Here is a 14,183-nt window from a genome sequence, read left to right as displayed (position 1 = left end):
TTACTGCGGTTTAGTACAAAGAAGTGACCGCTCTCGCCCAGACGGCGGCTAAGGATCTTCTCGCGCATGACGTTCCAGGAGTGGGTAATGTCGACCCCAACGAAGATAATGGCGATCACCTGCCCGCCCGCATCTTTTACCGGCTGGTACTGGGTGATATAGCGCTTACCGAACAGCAGGGCGAGGCCGCGATAGACCTCACCTTTGTTGACCACTTCCCATGCCGGGCTGGCATGGTCGAGTACCGTACCGATGGCCCGGTCGCCGTTCTCTTTACGCAGCGAGGTCGCCACGCGGACAAAATCGTCGCCGCTACGGACAAAGAGCGTAGAGATCGCGCCGGTGCGATTCAGAAAATCATCGGGGGTGGTGTTGTTCTCATGCAGTTCCGTATCGCCGCCTTTCAGCAGGGGGACGCTCTGGCCGTTGATGGCGCGGGTCTGGCTGGCATCAATACTCAGCGGCTGCGGTAAAAAGGTGGTGAACAGGCGGGTGTAACTTTCTACCTCTTCGGTGAGGCTGGTATTGAACATCTGCACCATATCCACCACGCCGGTGGACTGATTATGCAGGTCTTCTACGGCCAGCGATTCAAGTTTTTGACTGGCGTTGTAACTCAGGAGAAAGGTGAAAAGTAAAAAGAGAGTGGCAACACTCAAGCCGGTAAGCAGCGATAGCTTTGTGCCCAGACCTGCACGGCGGAAAAAGTTGATCATAAATTGCTCATTGTTAAAAAGGTATCGCTTTTCAACGGCAGAGCGGGGATAACATTTATTGGCTTTATGTAACAAAATGTTACAAAGTTATCTCGGAGGAGTTATGGCAAGGATAATAGAATTGTAAAGATTAAAAAGCCACTCTTTTTTAGTGGCTTTTATTGACGATTTTCAGACATAAAGTATGGCCTGCGCCCGCCAGCGATCGGCATGGCTCTCTTCCTGCATTTTTATGATGCGATACCACGAGGCACCCTGCTCATCGGCTTTCAGCGCAATCATGCGCTCTACGTCCTGCGGGCTCCCTGAGATATCACTCACAGAGATCAATCCAATTTCGTTTAAACCCGTCACACAATCAGCGCTGGCAAATTCAGCTGACTGTGCTGCCGTACTCACCAGACCGGCTGAGAGTAGCAGTGTGGTCAAAGCAAGAGATCGTTTCATCGTCAGCTCCATTTTACGTGTCCCCGGTATCCGCCGGGCAATCCTTCGCTAATAAACTCATTTCCATTGTCACTGGCTGGAGTTTATTGTGGACAGGAAAACGTCTATGGACGCAAAGCAGTGTAAATGTCGTTTAAATACCGCGCGTTATTTACGGTATAAAATGGCTTGCGAATACCATTGTCCCGTCACGATGGTTTCATCAATAAGGACAATGACGTAATAATCTGCTTTCGCGGCGACAGCTTTTGCTTTAATGGCCTCTGCCGCATCATCGGGAGAGCCTCGCTCGAGTGCGGTCACGGTACCCATTCGCTGTAATCCTTCCGTTTGATTACGACGTATCTCCTGGGGGTGATCGGCGACCGGTGGCGCAGGCTGCGGCGTACCTTGCAATACGCTACATCCGCCCAACAACACCATCAGCGTTAAAGCAGCAAACTTTCGCATAAACCTGTCTCGTTTCCTGATAGCCATAGTGTAGATCTCTGTTGATTTGACATTGGGGGAATGTTCCCAAATTGTTAGCTATAGCGTAAATTTCGAATGAAAATTGTGTGAAAGCGTAAGCCAGTTCTCAACATTATGATTCACCCATAAGTATGAGGCCCACTAATGATTGAACTTGAAGTACGGCAGCTTGGCGACCATGAGATTGTACATGCTGTTCCGGCAGGAAAAGGGGCTAAACCGCTTCCGGTTGTTATTTTTTATCATGGTTTTACCTCATCAAAACTGGTCTACAGCTATTTTGCGGTGGCGCTGGCGCAGGCAGGTTTTCGGGTGGTAATGCCGGATGCCCCCGATCACGGGGCCCGTTTTAGCGGTGATGAGCAAGCCCGCCTGGGACAGTTCTGGCCGATCCTGCATGGCAACCTCACCGAGTTTGCCCCGCTGCGAGATGCGCTATATCAGGCCGGGCTGGTGGCCGATGAACGGCTCGCGGTGGCCGGGGCCTCAATGGGGGGAATGACCGCGCTGGGCATTATGGCGCGCTATCCGGAGGTCAAATGTGTGGCAAGCCTGATGGGCTCGGGCTACTTTACCTCGCTGGCCCGCACGCTGTTTCCGCCGCAGCAACCCGGGTCATTCGCGTCGATGGTCGCACCGCTTGCTGACTGGGAGGTAACGACCGCGCTACCGCGTCTGGCTGACCGCCCGCTGCTGCTGTGGCACGGTGAGGAGGATGATGTGGTGCCCGCCGGGGAGACGTTCCGCCTGCAACAGGCGTTGCAGCAGGAAGGGCTGGATAAAAATCTGACCTGTCTGTGGGAGGCGGGAGTCAAACACCGTATTACGCCGGGCGCGCTCGACGCCACGGTCGCGTTTTTCCGCCAGCACCTTTAAACGCGCAGGATCTTCACACCCTGATCTTCCAGTTTCTGGAGGATCTGTGGATTTGCGTTTTTACCCGTGATCACCATGTCTATCTGCTCGGCACGGCTGAAGAGCATGCCCGCACGTTCCCCGACCTTGCTGCTGTCGACCAGGACCACCAGCTTGCCGACCACGTTCAGCATCTTCTGCTCCGCCATCGCCGTCAGCATGTCGGTTTTATACAGCCCTTCGGCGGTGAGCCCCTTGCCGCTGGTAAACATCCAGTGGCCGGCATAGAGCGTGTTCTCGCTGTCCTGCGGGCTTAGGGTGATGGACTGGCTCTTGTTGTACTGCCCGCCCATGATCACCACGCTTTCGTGCTCCTGGTCGATCAGGTAGTTGGCCAGCGGCAGGTAGTTGGTGATGATCTGCACCGGTTTGCCGCACATCTCACGACCCAACAGAAAGGCGGTGGAACCGCAGTTGATCACCACGCTTTCGCCAGGATTAACCAGCTGGGAGGCGGCTCTGGCAATACGCACTTTCTCGTCGTGGTTCTGCGCCTGATGAATATTCATCGGCGACCAGCGTGGGCGCTGCTGGCTGATCCCTTCCGCGCCGTTACGCACCTTTTTCAGCTTGCCGCTCTCATCAAGTTTGTTGATATCCCGGCGTGCCGTGGCGGGAGAAACGCCCAGCCGGGCAATCACCTGCTCAACGGTAACAAACCCCGTTTGCGCCAGGAGTTCCAGTAAGATTTGATGACGTTGTGCTTCTGTCATGAGCTATTCCGAAATAAATTGATTTTAAAAGATGATATTTGAAATAGCCTGAAATTACTAAGCAAAAGTTGGAATCGCCAGGCACAGCGCCTGGCGATGAGGGGACAATTACAGGAAAGATTTGAACGGCAGATCCGGCTCAATGGTAAAGCAGTCGTCAAAGCCGCGCGGGTAGTGATATTCGAAATTATCTTTATCCAGCGGCCAGGTAAACTTGCCGCCCACCTGCCAGATAAAGGGCTTAAAGCCATATTTCAGACGATCTTTTTTCATCTCCCACAGCACGCGGATCTCCTGCGGATCGGCCTGGAAGTTTGACCAGATATCATGGTGGAACGGGATCACCACCTGGGTATTCAACGCTTCAGCCATGCGCAGAATGTCAGCGCTGGTCATCTTATCGGTGATGCCGCGCGGGTTTTCGCCATAGGAGCCCAGCGCCACGTCGATATGGTGCTCGTTACCGTGTTTGGCATAGTAGTTAGAGTAGTGTGAGTCACCGCTGTGGTACAGCGTACCGCCCGGGGTTTTGAACAGGTAGTTTACCGCACGTTGGTCCATGCCGTCCGGTAACACACCCGCGGCCTTCTGATCGGCTGGCAGAGTAATCAGCGCTGTACGGTCAAACGCGTCGAGGGCATGAATTTCAATGTCTTTGATTTTCACCACATCGCCCGGTTTCACCACGATGCAGCGCTCTTTTGGCACGCCCCAACCGATCCACAAATCGACGCAGGTCTGCGGTCCAATGAAAGGCACGTCATCTGCACAGTTCTGCATGACTGCCGCCGCGACGTTAACGTCGATGTGATCGTTGTGATCGTGGGTCGAGAGGACGGCATCTATCTGACGAATCGCAAAGGGATCAAGGACAAATGGTGTGGTACGCAGGTTTGGCTGCAACTTCTCGACGCCCGCCATACGCTGCATCTGATGGCCTTTTTTCATCAGTGGGTTGCCGTGGCTCTGTTTGCCGGTGCCGCACCAGAAATCGACGCAAACATTAGCCCCGCCCTGAGATTTCAGCCAGATGCCGGTACAACCCAGCCACCACATTGCAAATGTGCCCGGCGCGACCTGCTCCTGCTCGATCTCCTCATTCAGCCAGCTTCCCCACTCCGGGAAGGTGCTGAGGATCCATGATTCGCGGGTAATAGTGTTCACTTTACTCATAGTCAGACTCCCTCTCTATCACAAGTAATCATTTGGTGACGTGTTTTGATTGATATTGTCACCAATGAATCAGCATTGCAATGGTGTTCTGCGAGCGTTACGCCAATATAAAGCTGCTCTGATTAAAAATCATATACGTGATTTTTATGCTTTTTATTGTATAACTTATTGAAATAAATGATTTTTATTGGTATTGCGCAGATGCAGATAAAGACATTGCACTTAGGGAGGAAATAATTTGCGTGATACGTCACAAATAATCAAATTCAATCTTGTCGTGATTATTTGTGATTACTAGAGTGGGGGCCTGTTGTACGAACACCAGGCATCGTATTGCCTTTACCGGAGAGTGTTATGGAGATCCTCTACAGCGTCTTTACCGTATTTTTTAATCAGGTCATGACCAACGCCCCGCTGCTGTTGGGTATCGTGACGTGCCTGGGTTATATCCTGCTGCGTAAAAGCGTGAGCGTGATAATCAAAGGCACCATTAAAACCATCATCGGTTTTATGCTGCTTCAGGCGGGTTCAGGCATTTTAACCAGCACCTTTAAACCCGTTGTTGCCAAAATGTCGGAAGTCTATGGCATCAACGGCGCCATATCAGACACCTACGCCTCAATGATGGCCACTATCGAACGTATGGGAGATGCCTATAGTTGGGTAGGGTACGCCGTCCTGCTCGCACTGGCGCTGAACATCATTTACGTTCTGCTGCGTCGGATTACCGGCATCCGCACCATCATGCTCACCGGCCACATCATGTTCCAGCAGGCTGGATTGATTGCGGTTTCCCTCTATATCTTCGGCTACCCGATGTGGACCACCATTATCTGCACGGCGATCCTGGTCTCGCTCTATTGGGGCATCACCTCCAATATGATGTACAAGCCGACGCAGGAAGTGACCGACGGCTGCGGTTTCTCTATCGGCCACCAACAGCAGTTTGCCTCATGGATTGCCTATAAAGTCGCCCCCTATCTGGGGAAAAAAGAGGAGAGTGTTGAAGATCTGAAGCTGCCCGGCTGGCTGAATATCTTCCACGACAATATCGTCTCTACTGCCATCGTGATGACCATTTTCTTCGGTGCGATCCTGCTCTCATTCGGTATTGATACGGTGCAGGCGATGGCCGGTAAAACGCACTGGTCTATCTATATCCTGCAAACCGGCTTCTCCTTCGCGGTAGCGATTTTCATCATCACCCAGGGCGTGCGCATGTTCGTGGCCGAACTGTCTGAGGCCTTCAACGGTATTTCTCAACGCCTGATCCCTGGCGCCGTACTGGCAATTGACTGCGCGGCGATCTATAGCTTCGCGCCGAACGCCGTCGTCTGGGGCTTTATGTGGGGCACCATCGGCCAGCTGATTGCGGTGGGCATCTTGGTGGGCTGCGGCTCCTCCATCCTGATCATTCCTGGCTTTATCCCGATGTTCTTCTCCAACGCCACTATCGGCGTGTTCGCTAACCACTTTGGCGGCTGGCGCGCGGCGCTCAAGATCTGCCTGGTGATGGGCATGGTTGAAATCTTCGGCTGCGTGTGGGCGGTCAAACTGACCGGTATGAGCGCCTGGATGGGCATGGCGGACTGGTCGATTCTGGCACCGCCGATGATGCAGGGCTTCGCCTCTGTCGGCCTTGCCTTTATGGGCGTCATCATTCTGATTGCACTGGCGTATATGTTCTTCGCCGGCCGTACGCTGCGGGCGGAAGAAGATGCGGAAAAACAAACAGCAGAAGTTTCTGCTCACTAAGGAGTTTTGATTATGACCGTACGTATCCTGGCTGTGTGTGGCAATGGGCAAGGGAGCTCCATGATCATGAAGATGAAAGTGGACCAGTTTTTAACCCAGTCAAACATTGACCACACGGTAAACAGCTGCGCGGTGGGTGAATACAAAAGTGAACTGAACAGCGCGGACATCATCATCGCCTCTACCCACATCGCCGGTGAGATTAGCGTCGCAGGCAATAAATACGTGGTAGGGGTGCGCAACATGCTATCGCCTGCGGACTTCGGCCCAAAATTGCTGGAAGTGATCAAAGCGCACTTTCCGCAAGATGTGAAGTAAGGAGAGGCATATGAAATTACGTGATTCGCTGGCGGAGAATAACTCCATCCTTCTCCAGGCCGAAGCCAGCACCTGGCAGGAGGCGGTAAAGCTGGGCGTTGATCTGCTGGTTAAGGCGGATGTCGTTGAGCCGCGCTATTACCAGGCCATTCTTGATGGCGTTGAGCAGTTCGGGCCCTATTTTGTGATTGCGCCAGGGCTGGCGATGCCGCATGGCCGCCCGGAAGAGGGAGTCAAAAAAACCGGTTTCGCCCTGGTCACCCTGAAAACGCCGCTGGTGTTTAACCACGAAGATAACGATCCGGTAGACATCCTGATCACCATGGCGGCCGTTGATGCCAATACTCACCAGGAGGTGGGCATTATGCAGATCGTCAACCTGTTTGAAGATGAAGCCAATTTTGACCGTTTACGCGCCTGCCGTACCGCGCAGGACGTGCTGGATTTAATCGACAATGCCACTGCGGCGGCAGCTTAAAAGGGAGTTGAACATGTCATTACCAATGTTGCAGGTTGCGCTGGATAACCAGACTCTGGCCCACGCTTACGAAACCACGCGTCTGATTGCGGAAGAGGTGGACATTATCGAAGTGGGCACCATTCTGTGCGTAGGGGAGGGGGTCCGTGCCGTCCGCGATCTGAAAGCCCTCTATCCGCATAAGATTGTGCTGGCCGACGCTAAAATTGCCGATGCGGGCAAAATCCTGTCGCGGATGTGTTTCGAAGCCAATGCCGACTGGGTGACGGTCATCTGCTGTGCAGATATCAACACCGCGAAAGGCGCGCTGGAGGTCGCGAAGGAATTTAACGGTGATGTGCAGATCGAACTCACGGGCTTCTGGACCTGGGAGCAGGCAGAAGCGTGGCGCGCTGCAGGTATTCAGCAGGTGGTCTATCACCGCAGCCGCGATGCGCAGGCTGCGGGGGTTGCATGGGGCGAGGCGGATATCAGCGCCGTTAAGCGTCTGGCGGATATGGGCTTTAAGGTTACGGTGACGGGCGGGCTGGCGCTGGAGGATTTGCCGCTGTTTGCCGGTATTCCAATCCACGTCTTTATCGCCGGTCGCAGCATTCGCGATGCCGCCTCGCCGGTGGAAGCGGCGCGTCAGTTTAAACGTTCCATCGCCCAGCTGTGGGGATAAGGAGCGGTTATGTTAAGCAAACAGGTTCCGCTTGGCATCTATGAAAAGGCGCTCCCCACCGGGGAGTGCTGGCTTGAGCGGCTGCAGCTGGCGAAACGGCTGGGATTCGATTTCGTTGAAATATCGGTGGATGAGACGGATGCGCGCCTCTCCCGTCTCGACTGGAGCCGCGAGCAGCGTCTGGCGCTGGTGGACGCCGTCGCCGAAACCGGCGTAAGAGTTCCCTCGATGTGCCTGAGCGCCCACCGTCGTTTTCCGCTCGGCAGTGAAGATGACGCGGTGCGGGCGCAGGGCCTTGAGATCATGCGTAAAGCGATTCGCTTTGCGCAGGACGTCGGGATCCGCGTAATCCAGCTTGCCGGTTATGACGTTTACTATCAGGAAGCCAATGATGAGACGCGTCGTCGTTTCCGTGATGGCCTGAAAGAGAGCGTTGAAATGGCCAGCCGCGCGCAGGTCACCCTGGCGATGGAGATCATGGATTATCCGTTGATGAACTCCATCAGCAAGGCATTGGGTTATGCCCATTACCTGAATAATCCGTGGTTCCAGCTCTATCCCGACATCGGCAATCTCTCTGCGTGGGATAACGACGTGCAGATGGAGCTACAGGCCGGCATTGGGCATATCGTGGCGGTACATGTGAAGGATACCCGCCCCGGCGTCTTCAAAAACGTACCGTTTGGCAGCGGAGTCGTCGATTTTGAACGCTGTTTCCAGACGTTAAAACAGAGTGGCTATTGTGGGCCTTACCTGATCGAGATGTGGAGTGAAACGTCGGACGATCCCGAGCGCGACGTGGCGCAGGCGCGCGACTGGATACTTGAACGTATGGCGCGAGCCGGGCTTGGGGAGGAAGATCATGCAGCAGCTTAAACAGCAGGTATTTGAGGCAAACATGGATTTGCCGCGCTACGGTCTGGTGACCTTTACCTGGGGAAATGTCAGCGCGATTGACCGTCAGCGCGGGCTGGTGGCGATCAAACCCAGCGGAGTGGCCTACGAGACCATGCGCGTGGATGACATGGTGGTGGTGGACCTCAGCGGCAATGTGGTGGAGGGGCAATGGCGACCTTCATCTGATACCGCGACCCACCTGGCGCTCTATCGGCGTTATCCCTCCCTTGGCGGGATAGTGCATACCCACTCGACCCATGCGACCGCCTGGGCGCAGGCAGGGCTGGCGATCCCCGCGCTCGGCACCACCCATGCAGACTACTTCTTTGGCGATATCCCCTGCACGCGCGCGCTCACCGAAGAGGAGGTGCTCGGCGAGTACGAACTCAATACCGGCAAGGTGATCATTGAAACGCTGGGTGACGGCGAACCGCTGCACAGGCCGGGGATTGTGGTCTTTCAGCATGGCCCTTTCGCCTGGGGAAGTGATGCTCACGACGCCGTACACAATGCCGTGGTAATGGAAGAGGTGGCGAAAATGGCGTGGATAGCGCGAGGAATTAATCCACACCTGAAGCCTGTCGACAGCTATCTGATGAACAAACACTTTATGCGCAAGCATGGTGAAAATGCTTATTACGGGCAGAAATGAAAGCAAAAAAAGCCCCCGGGCAGGGGGCTAATGAGACTATGACAATTTTTTCGTTGTTGGCTTTCCTGGTGCTAGCGTCAAAGCGTTACCGATAGATATCTGCGCTGACGTGCATATTGCCGTTGCTGCCCGGTTCACGGGTGAGCATGACGTGATAGTAGCGGGCATCCCGCGCATCGGCTTCTGCATTAATGGCTTCAGTCGCTTCACTTTCCGTGGCGAAGTTATGGTTGATATAAATGACGCCCAGACTTTGCACATCATCCATATTTCTGGCCTGTCGCCCATCAACCTGAATGGCTGCTGTCGCGTTTGCACAAAGCAAAAGCGCAGCCAGAACGGCAAGGGTGATTTTTTTCATGATATGCGCTCCACGACTCACTACGGTGCGACGATATTCACGGCTGTCTTTTGTCCAGAGACAGGGTCTGATTAAAGTGTAAGCACGATTCTTACAGGCTATGGCGACCATTTCTGATGCAGTTGTTCAAAAAATCGCCGCGATCGGCCGTGAGTAATGGTAAATCACCCACTTAGACCCGCTTTGCGCTTTGTGCGAATTATTTGCGCAATCAGCTTGAGTTTCGAAGGGTGCGCAAGTATTATGACGCGTCAATTTTTCAGCCGACCTTTAACACGTTCCTTGCCTCCCCGGGCCTCGGCTGACCCAGACAGGAGGCTGAATAATCCGTAAGGAGCAATTCGATGCGTCATTACGAAATCGTTTTTATGGTCCATCCTGACCAGAGCGAACAGGTTCCGGGTATGATCGAGCGCTACACTGGTGCAATCACTGCAGCAGAAGGCACGATCCACCGTCTGGAAGACTGGGGCCGTCGTCAGCTGGCTTATCCGATCAACAAACTGCACAAAGCTCACTACGTTCTGATGAACGTTGAAGCTCCGCAGGAAGCGATCGATGAGCTGGAAACTAACTTCCGCTTCAACGATGCCGTTATCCGCAGCATGGTTATGCGTACCAAAAACGCAGTGACCGAAGCATCTCCGATGGTTAAAGCGAAAGACGAGCGCCGTGAGCGTCGCGATGATTTCGCAAACGAAACCGCAGATGATTCTGATGCTGGGGATTCTGAAGAGTAATTTCTGATGACCAACCGTCTGGTGTTGTCCGGTACCGTGTGCAGGACCCCACTTCGCAAGGTCAGCCCATCAGGAATTCCTCACTGCCAGTTCGTGCTTGAGCATCGTTCAGTGCAGGAGGAAGCCGGGTTTAACCGGCAGGCGTGGTGCCAAATGCCCGTTATTATTAGCGGTCACGAAAACCAGGCCATTACTCACAGTATAACGGTCGGTAGCGCAGTAACGGTTCAGGGGTTCATCTCTTGCCACAAGGCAAAGAACGGCCTGAGCAAACTTGTTCTGCATGCCGAGCAGATTGATTTGATAGATTCTGGAGACTAGCCAAATGGCACGTTATTTCCGTCGTCGCAAGTTCTGCCGTTTCACCGCGGAAGGCGTTCAAGAGATCGACTATAAAGATATCGCAACGCTGAAAAACTACATCACCGAAAGCGGTAAGATTGTCCCAAGCCGTATCACCGGTACTCGTGCAAAATACCAGCGTCAGCTGGCTCGCGCTATCAAACGCGCTCGCTACCTGTCTCTGCTGCCGTACACTGATCGTCATCAGTAATCGGGCACGGTCCATTAATACGACTTTAAGAGGATAAGGTAATGCAAGTTATTCTGCTTGATAAAGTAGCAAACCTGGGCAGCCTGGGTGATCAGGTAAACGTTAAAGCGGGCTACGCTCGTAACTTCCTGGTTCCACAGGGTAAAGCTGTTCCTGCTACCAAGAAAAACGTAGAGTTTTTCGAAGCACGTCGTGCTGAACTGGAAGCCAAACTGGCTGACGTTCTGGCGGCTGCTAACGCTCGCGCTGAGAAAATCAACGCACTGGGCACCGTTACCATCGCGTCTAAATCTGGCGACGAAGGTAAACTGTTCGGTTCCATCGGTACTCGCGACATCGCTGACGCTGTAACTGCAGCTGGCGTTGACGTTGCTAAGAGCGAAGTTCGTCTGCCGAACGGCGTTCTGCGTACCACCGGTGAGCACGAAGTGGACTTCCAGGTTCACAGCGAAGTCTTCGCGAAACTGGTTGTTAACGTTGTTGCTGAGTAAGTAATTACTCTTCACCACGTCGAAGCGCCGGCCTTGTGCCGGCGTTTTGCTTTTTAACGCCTCCTGTTACCTTCTTTGTGACTTGTATGGTGGCTATTCCTTACGCATTCCCTGATAATAAAATGAAACGCTATTTTATCTTTGGGATTTGTCATGGATACCGCTCTGCCTGCACCGCTTTTCTCCCGTAAAAACATCGTGTTTGCCAGCGCTACGCTGTGCTGTCTGCTATGGGGTAGCTCCTATCCCGCGATCAAGAGTGGCTACGAACTCTTTCATATCGCCACCAACGACATTCCATCAAAAGTGGTCTTTTCGGGTTATCGCTTTGTTTTTGCTGGCCTGCTATTGCTGCTGCTCGCTTTGGCCCAGCGCAAGCCGATTGGTCGGCTCAGCCCGCGCCAGTTCGGGCAACTGACGATACTGGGCCTGACGCAGACCACGATCCAGTACACGTTCTTTTATATCGGTCTGGCATACACAACGGGCGCCAAAGGGTCGATCATGAACGCGACCGCCACCTTCTTCAGCGTCATGCTGGCGCACTTTATCTATCAGAACGACAGGATCAGCTACAACAAAGCCCTCGGTTGTATCCTCGGGTTTGCCGGGGTGATGATCGTGAACTTTAACAGCGGCTTGCAGGACTTCCACTTCGTCTGGAACGGGGATGGTTTTGTGGTGCTGGCGGCGTTTATCCTCTCTGCCGCCACGCTGTACGGCAAACGCATCTCGCAGACGGTGGATCCGATGGTGATGACCGGCTGGCAGCTGGCGATAGGTGGTGTGATGCTGGTGGCAGGCGGCTATATCACCGGCGGAACGCTGGCCGTTCCCAGCGTCAAAGCGGCGGCCATCCTGGGCTACCTGACTCTGCTCTCCTCGGTGGCGTTTGCACTGTGGAGTTTGCTGCTGAAACACAACCGCGTCAGTATGATCGCCCCGTTCAACTTCTTAGTGCCGGTGGCCGGAACCGTCCTCTCGGCCATTTTCCTCGGTGAAAATATCCTGGAGATCAAATATGTCGTGGCGCTGGTGCTGGTCTGCTCTGGGATCTGGTGGGTGAATAAAGTCAGTGGAAAAGAGGCCCGGTAAGCGTTACGCCACCGGGCGAAGCGCTATCTGGCGCGGATGAAGCTGCCGTCAGACTGACGGGTAAACAGCACCTGCTGGCCGTTGCCGCTGTCAATGGTCAGCCCTGTCACCACGCCGCTCGCATTCTGGCGAATCTGCACCATCTGGCCGTTTTGCAGGTTGCTCAGCGGCTTGCCTGGCCCCTCAACCTGCGCCATGGCATAGACGTCGGTCGGCGGCAGGTTGTGATCGCGGAACAGCTGCGCCATCGTTTTGCCCGACTCTACACGGTAGGAACGCCACTGCTGTTCAATACCGGGAGGGGATTGCTGGGATTGCACCGGCGCGGCGGCCTGCTCCTGGGGCTGCTCTTCCTGAATCGGCTCCGGCTCAACAGGCGCGACCTGGCCGGGATCGTTAGAGGGTGACACCAGCTGCGTTTGCATCGGCTGTGAATCTGGCTGCGGCTGCGTCTGCGAACGGAAATCCAGTTCGGCATCACGACGCACGGGCGCTGTGGCGCTGTCGTCCGCGCCGCCTGGCAGCAGAAAACCGACAATGACCATCAGCGCACCGATAATAATGCCTCTGCGGTGCAGCGGCGGCAGCGGGTCCATGATGCGAAAGTTATCTGGCGCATGCCAGATTTTCGTCAGGGTAGGTTTTAGTTCAAATGGCCCGGGCATGGCTCTCCTCCTGCTCCGCGTCTTTTTTCCTGTCCCGAGAAGTATAGTTTGCTAACTGCCTGATGAGCGTAACAAAGCCAGCTTCCGTGACACGCATTCGGGAAAAATCCAGATAGCCTCTATTGTTTCCGTTTCGTCGTAATTTGTCATCTTTCCATAAGACAAAGTTTTACCGGATGGAAGGTGGCTGTTATGCTGCCCGCTACTTTAAATGTGATGGAAGGAAATCCCATGACCACCCCGACTTTTGACACAATCGAAGCGCAGGCAAGCTACGGCATTGGTTTGCAGGTAGGACAGCAGCTGAGCGAATCAGGTCTGCAGGGTCTGTTACCTGAAGCGCTGGTGGCGGGTATCGCCGATGCGCTGGAAGGTAAACAACCAGCGGTTCCGGTAGATGTGGTTCACCGCGCGCTGCGTGAAATCCACGAACGTGCAGACGCTGTGCGTCGCGCCCGTTTCGAAGAGATGGCTGCGGCAGGCGAGAAATTCCTTGAAGAGAACCGTGAGCGTGAAGGCGTGAACAGCACCGAAACCGGTCTGCAGTTCCGCGTTATCACCCAGGGCGAAGGTCCAATCCCGGCGCGTACCGACCACGTTCGCGTGCACTACACCGGTAAACTGATTGACGGCACCGTGTTCGACAGCTCTGTTGCCCGCGGCGAACCGGCAGAATTCCCGGTAAACGGCGTGATCCCAGGCTGGATCGAAGCCCTGACCCTGATGCCGGTGGGTTCTAAATGGGAGCTGACTATCCCACAGAACCTGGCCTACGGCGAGCGTGGCGCTGGCGCCTCTATTCCGCCATTCAGCACCCTGGTCTTTGAAGTTGAGCTGCTGGAAATCCTGTAAGCGGCCTCTCCTCTTCCTCTCCCCGGCAGGGGAGGGGAAATTAGTTAAAAAACCTATAGTTATGCCCCAATCAACAGATTATCTTGCAAAAGGTCACAGTAAGTGTATTTTTGTGAGCTGTCTTGCGTGGCTTAAGTGATATGTCACTCAATTTCAACATATTGTTAACATAATATTTAAATCAAAGTATTCATCCCGCCGATTCTTACCTAATATCGATGTGTCCT

The 14,183-nt window shown here is 54.1% G+C and carries 20 protein-coding genes; 13 read left to right on the top strand and 7 right to left on the bottom strand.

Translation table 11 applies throughout. The features are described from left to right. The 3 genes from WFM46_RS06500 to bsmA form a co-directional block, all read right to left on the bottom strand. A partial coding sequence (locus WFM46_RS06500) for a Cache 3/Cache 2 fusion domain-containing protein (RefSeq protein WP_336997270.1) occupies positions 1-716 on the bottom strand: 716 nt, incomplete at its 3' end. 171 nt (positions 717-887) lie between these two features. Then, positions 888-1,175, bottom strand: a complete 288-nt coding sequence (gene yjfN, locus WFM46_RS06495; RefSeq protein WP_103177975.1) for a DUF1471 family protease activator YjfN — start codon at positions 1,173-1,175, stop codon at positions 888-890. Positions 1,176-1,310: 135 nt separating this feature from the next. Beyond that, the gene (gene bsmA / locus WFM46_RS06490) at positions 1,311-1,640 is read right to left on the bottom strand and encodes a biofilm peroxide resistance protein BsmA (RefSeq protein WP_159340440.1); all 330 of its coding nucleotides are present in this window, start codon (positions 1,638-1,640) and stop codon (positions 1,311-1,313) included. 138 nt (positions 1,641-1,778) lie between these two features. Between bsmA and yjfP the strand changes: the two genes are divergently transcribed. Beyond that, positions 1,779-2,510: an esterase gene (gene yjfP / locus WFM46_RS06485; protein WP_103177976.1), complete on the top strand. Its 732-nt coding sequence runs from the start codon at positions 1,779-1,781 to the stop codon at positions 2,508-2,510. Here the strand turns inward: yjfP and ulaR are convergent. Next, positions 2,507-3,262: an HTH-type transcriptional regulator UlaR gene (gene ulaR / locus WFM46_RS06480; protein WP_103177977.1), complete on the bottom strand. Its 756-nt coding sequence runs from the start codon at positions 3,260-3,262 to the stop codon at positions 2,507-2,509. The genes yjfP and ulaR overlap by 4 nt on opposite strands. Before the next feature lie 108 nt (positions 3,263-3,370). Then, on the bottom strand, positions 3,371-4,435 hold the full coding sequence (gene ulaG, locus WFM46_RS06475) for an L-ascorbate 6-phosphate lactonase (protein ID WP_103823006.1): 1,065 nt from the start codon (positions 4,433-4,435) through the stop codon (positions 3,371-3,373). A 354-nt stretch (positions 4,436-4,789) separates the two neighbouring features. Between ulaG and ulaA the strand changes: the two genes are divergently transcribed. From ulaA to WFM46_RS06445, 6 genes are read left to right on the top strand one after another with little or no spacing between them, the layout of a single operon-like run. After that, on the top strand, positions 4,790-6,190 hold the full coding sequence (ulaA, locus tag WFM46_RS06470; protein ID WP_103177979.1) for a PTS ascorbate transporter subunit IIC: 1,401 nt from the start codon (positions 4,790-4,792) through the stop codon (positions 6,188-6,190). A 12-nt stretch (positions 6,191-6,202) separates the two neighbouring features. Next, a complete protein-coding gene (gene ulaB, locus WFM46_RS06465) occupies positions 6,203-6,508 on the top strand; it encodes a PTS ascorbate transporter subunit IIB (RefSeq protein ID WP_336997269.1) in 306 nt (101 codons plus the stop codon). Between the two features lie 10 nt (positions 6,509-6,518). Beyond that, entirely contained in the window at positions 6,519-6,986 is a 468-nt protein-coding gene (ulaC, locus tag WFM46_RS06460) for a PTS ascorbate transporter subunit IIA (RefSeq protein WP_159340442.1), read from the top strand. Between the two features lie 13 nt (positions 6,987-6,999). Next, positions 7,000-7,650: a 3-keto-L-gulonate-6-phosphate decarboxylase UlaD gene (locus WFM46_RS06455; RefSeq protein WP_103177982.1), complete on the top strand. Its 651-nt coding sequence runs from the start codon at positions 7,000-7,002 to the stop codon at positions 7,648-7,650. A 9-nt stretch (positions 7,651-7,659) separates the two neighbouring features. After that, positions 7,660-8,526 carry an L-ribulose-5-phosphate 3-epimerase gene (locus tag WFM46_RS06450; protein ID WP_159340443.1) on the top strand — a complete coding sequence of 289 codons (867 nt, stop codon included), beginning with the start codon at positions 7,660-7,662 and terminating at the stop codon, positions 8,524-8,526. Beyond that, positions 8,513-9,199, top strand: a complete 687-nt coding sequence (locus WFM46_RS06445; RefSeq protein ID WP_103177984.1) for an L-ribulose-5-phosphate 4-epimerase — start codon at positions 8,513-8,515, stop codon at positions 9,197-9,199. Before WFM46_RS06450 ends, WFM46_RS06445 begins: the two co-directional genes overlap by 14 nt. A gap of 85 nt (positions 9,200-9,284) precedes the next feature. Here WFM46_RS06445 and yjfY read toward each other — a convergent pair whose 3' ends face one another. Continuing rightward, a complete protein-coding gene (yjfY, locus tag WFM46_RS06440) occupies positions 9,285-9,560 on the bottom strand; it encodes a DUF1471 family protein YjfY (RefSeq protein WP_103177985.1) in 276 nt (91 codons plus the stop codon). Between the two features lie 344 nt (positions 9,561-9,904). On the opposite strand from yjfY, the gene rpsF reads away from it, so the two are divergent. From rpsF to WFM46_RS06415, 5 genes are all read left to right on the top strand, one after another. Beyond that, on the top strand, positions 9,905-10,300 hold the full coding sequence (rpsF, locus tag WFM46_RS06435; protein WP_103177986.1) for a 30S ribosomal protein S6: 396 nt from the start codon (positions 9,905-9,907) through the stop codon (positions 10,298-10,300). 6 nt (positions 10,301-10,306) lie between these two features. Next, the gene (gene priB / locus WFM46_RS06430) at positions 10,307-10,621 is read left to right on the top strand and encodes a primosomal replication protein N (RefSeq protein ID WP_103177987.1); all 315 of its coding nucleotides are present in this window, start codon (positions 10,307-10,309) and stop codon (positions 10,619-10,621) included. Between the two features lie 4 nt (positions 10,622-10,625). Next, on the top strand, positions 10,626-10,853 hold the full coding sequence (rpsR, locus tag WFM46_RS06425; protein WP_000135199.1) for a 30S ribosomal protein S18: 228 nt from the start codon (positions 10,626-10,628) through the stop codon (positions 10,851-10,853). Between the two features lie 41 nt (positions 10,854-10,894). Next, positions 10,895-11,344 carry a 50S ribosomal protein L9 gene (rplI, locus tag WFM46_RS06420; RefSeq protein WP_103177988.1) on the top strand — a complete coding sequence of 150 codons (450 nt, stop codon included), beginning with the start codon at positions 10,895-10,897 and terminating at the stop codon, positions 11,342-11,344. Between the two features lie 153 nt (positions 11,345-11,497). Further along, entirely contained in the window at positions 11,498-12,439 is a 942-nt protein-coding gene (locus WFM46_RS06415) for a DMT family transporter (RefSeq protein ID WP_336997268.1), read from the top strand. A gap of 23 nt (positions 12,440-12,462) precedes the next feature. Here the strand turns inward: WFM46_RS06415 and WFM46_RS06410 are convergent, their stop codons facing one another. Beyond that, a complete protein-coding gene (locus WFM46_RS06410) occupies positions 12,463-13,104 on the bottom strand; it encodes an OapA family protein (protein ID WP_114316074.1) in 642 nt (213 codons plus the stop codon). Between the two features lie 231 nt (positions 13,105-13,335). Between WFM46_RS06410 and fklB the strand changes: the two genes are divergently transcribed. Continuing rightward, a complete protein-coding gene (gene fklB, locus WFM46_RS06405; RefSeq protein ID WP_168191996.1) occupies positions 13,336-13,956 on the top strand; it encodes an FKBP-type peptidyl-prolyl cis-trans isomerase in 621 nt (206 codons plus the stop codon). Positions 13,957-14,183 lie beyond the last annotated feature (227 nt).

The organism is Leclercia sp. M50 (assembly GCF_037150775.1).
Taxonomy (GTDB): domain Bacteria; phylum Pseudomonadota; class Gammaproteobacteria; order Enterobacterales; family Enterobacteriaceae; genus Enterobacter.
The sequence above is the reverse complement of the archived record's forward strand: the minus strand, read 5'-3'. Positions and strand labels throughout refer to the sequence as shown.

Coding starts and splice junctions, on each gene's coding strand:
- bsmA (WP_159340440.1), bottom strand. CDS start 1,640: ATGGCTATCAGGAAACGAGACAGGTTTATGCGAAAGTTTGCTGCTTTA.
- yjfY (WP_103177985.1), bottom strand. CDS start 9,560: ATGAAAAAAATCACCCTTGCCGTTCTGGCTGCGCTTTTGCTTTGTGCA.
- WFM46_RS06445 (WP_103177984.1), top strand. CDS start 8,513: ATGCAGCAGCTTAAACAGCAGGTATTTGAGGCAAACATGGATTTGCCG.
- ulaC (WP_159340442.1), top strand. CDS start 6,519: ATGAAATTACGTGATTCGCTGGCGGAGAATAACTCCATCCTTCTCCAG.
- ulaG (WP_103823006.1), bottom strand. CDS start 4,435: ATGAGTAAAGTGAACACTATTACCCGCGAATCATGGATCCTCAGCACC.
- rpsR (WP_000135199.1), top strand. CDS start 10,626: ATGGCACGTTATTTCCGTCGTCGCAAGTTCTGCCGTTTCACCGCGGAA.
- yjfN (WP_103177975.1), bottom strand. CDS start 1,175: ATGGAGCTGACGATGAAACGATCTCTTGCTTTGACCACACTGCTACTC.
- ulaR (WP_103177977.1), bottom strand. CDS start 3,262: ATGACAGAAGCACAACGTCATCAAATCTTACTGGAACTCCTGGCGCAA.
- ulaA (WP_103177979.1), top strand. CDS start 4,790: ATGGAGATCCTCTACAGCGTCTTTACCGTATTTTTTAATCAGGTCATG.
- WFM46_RS06455 (WP_103177982.1), top strand. CDS start 7,000: ATGTCATTACCAATGTTGCAGGTTGCGCTGGATAACCAGACTCTGGCC.
- rpsF (WP_103177986.1), top strand. CDS start 9,905: ATGCGTCATTACGAAATCGTTTTTATGGTCCATCCTGACCAGAGCGAA.
- priB (WP_103177987.1), top strand. CDS start 10,307: ATGACCAACCGTCTGGTGTTGTCCGGTACCGTGTGCAGGACCCCACTT.
- rplI (WP_103177988.1), top strand. CDS start 10,895: ATGCAAGTTATTCTGCTTGATAAAGTAGCAAACCTGGGCAGCCTGGGT.
- ulaB (WP_336997269.1), top strand. CDS start 6,203: ATGACCGTACGTATCCTGGCTGTGTGTGGCAATGGGCAAGGGAGCTCC.
- WFM46_RS06415 (WP_336997268.1), top strand. CDS start 11,498: ATGGATACCGCTCTGCCTGCACCGCTTTTCTCCCGTAAAAACATCGTG.
- WFM46_RS06410 (WP_114316074.1), bottom strand. CDS start 13,104: ATGCCCGGGCCATTTGAACTAAAACCTACCCTGACGAAAATCTGGCAT.
- fklB (WP_168191996.1), top strand. CDS start 13,336: ATGACCACCCCGACTTTTGACACAATCGAAGCGCAGGCAAGCTACGGC.
- yjfP (WP_103177976.1), top strand. CDS start 1,779: ATGATTGAACTTGAAGTACGGCAGCTTGGCGACCATGAGATTGTACAT.
- WFM46_RS06450 (WP_159340443.1), top strand. CDS start 7,660: ATGTTAAGCAAACAGGTTCCGCTTGGCATCTATGAAAAGGCGCTCCCC.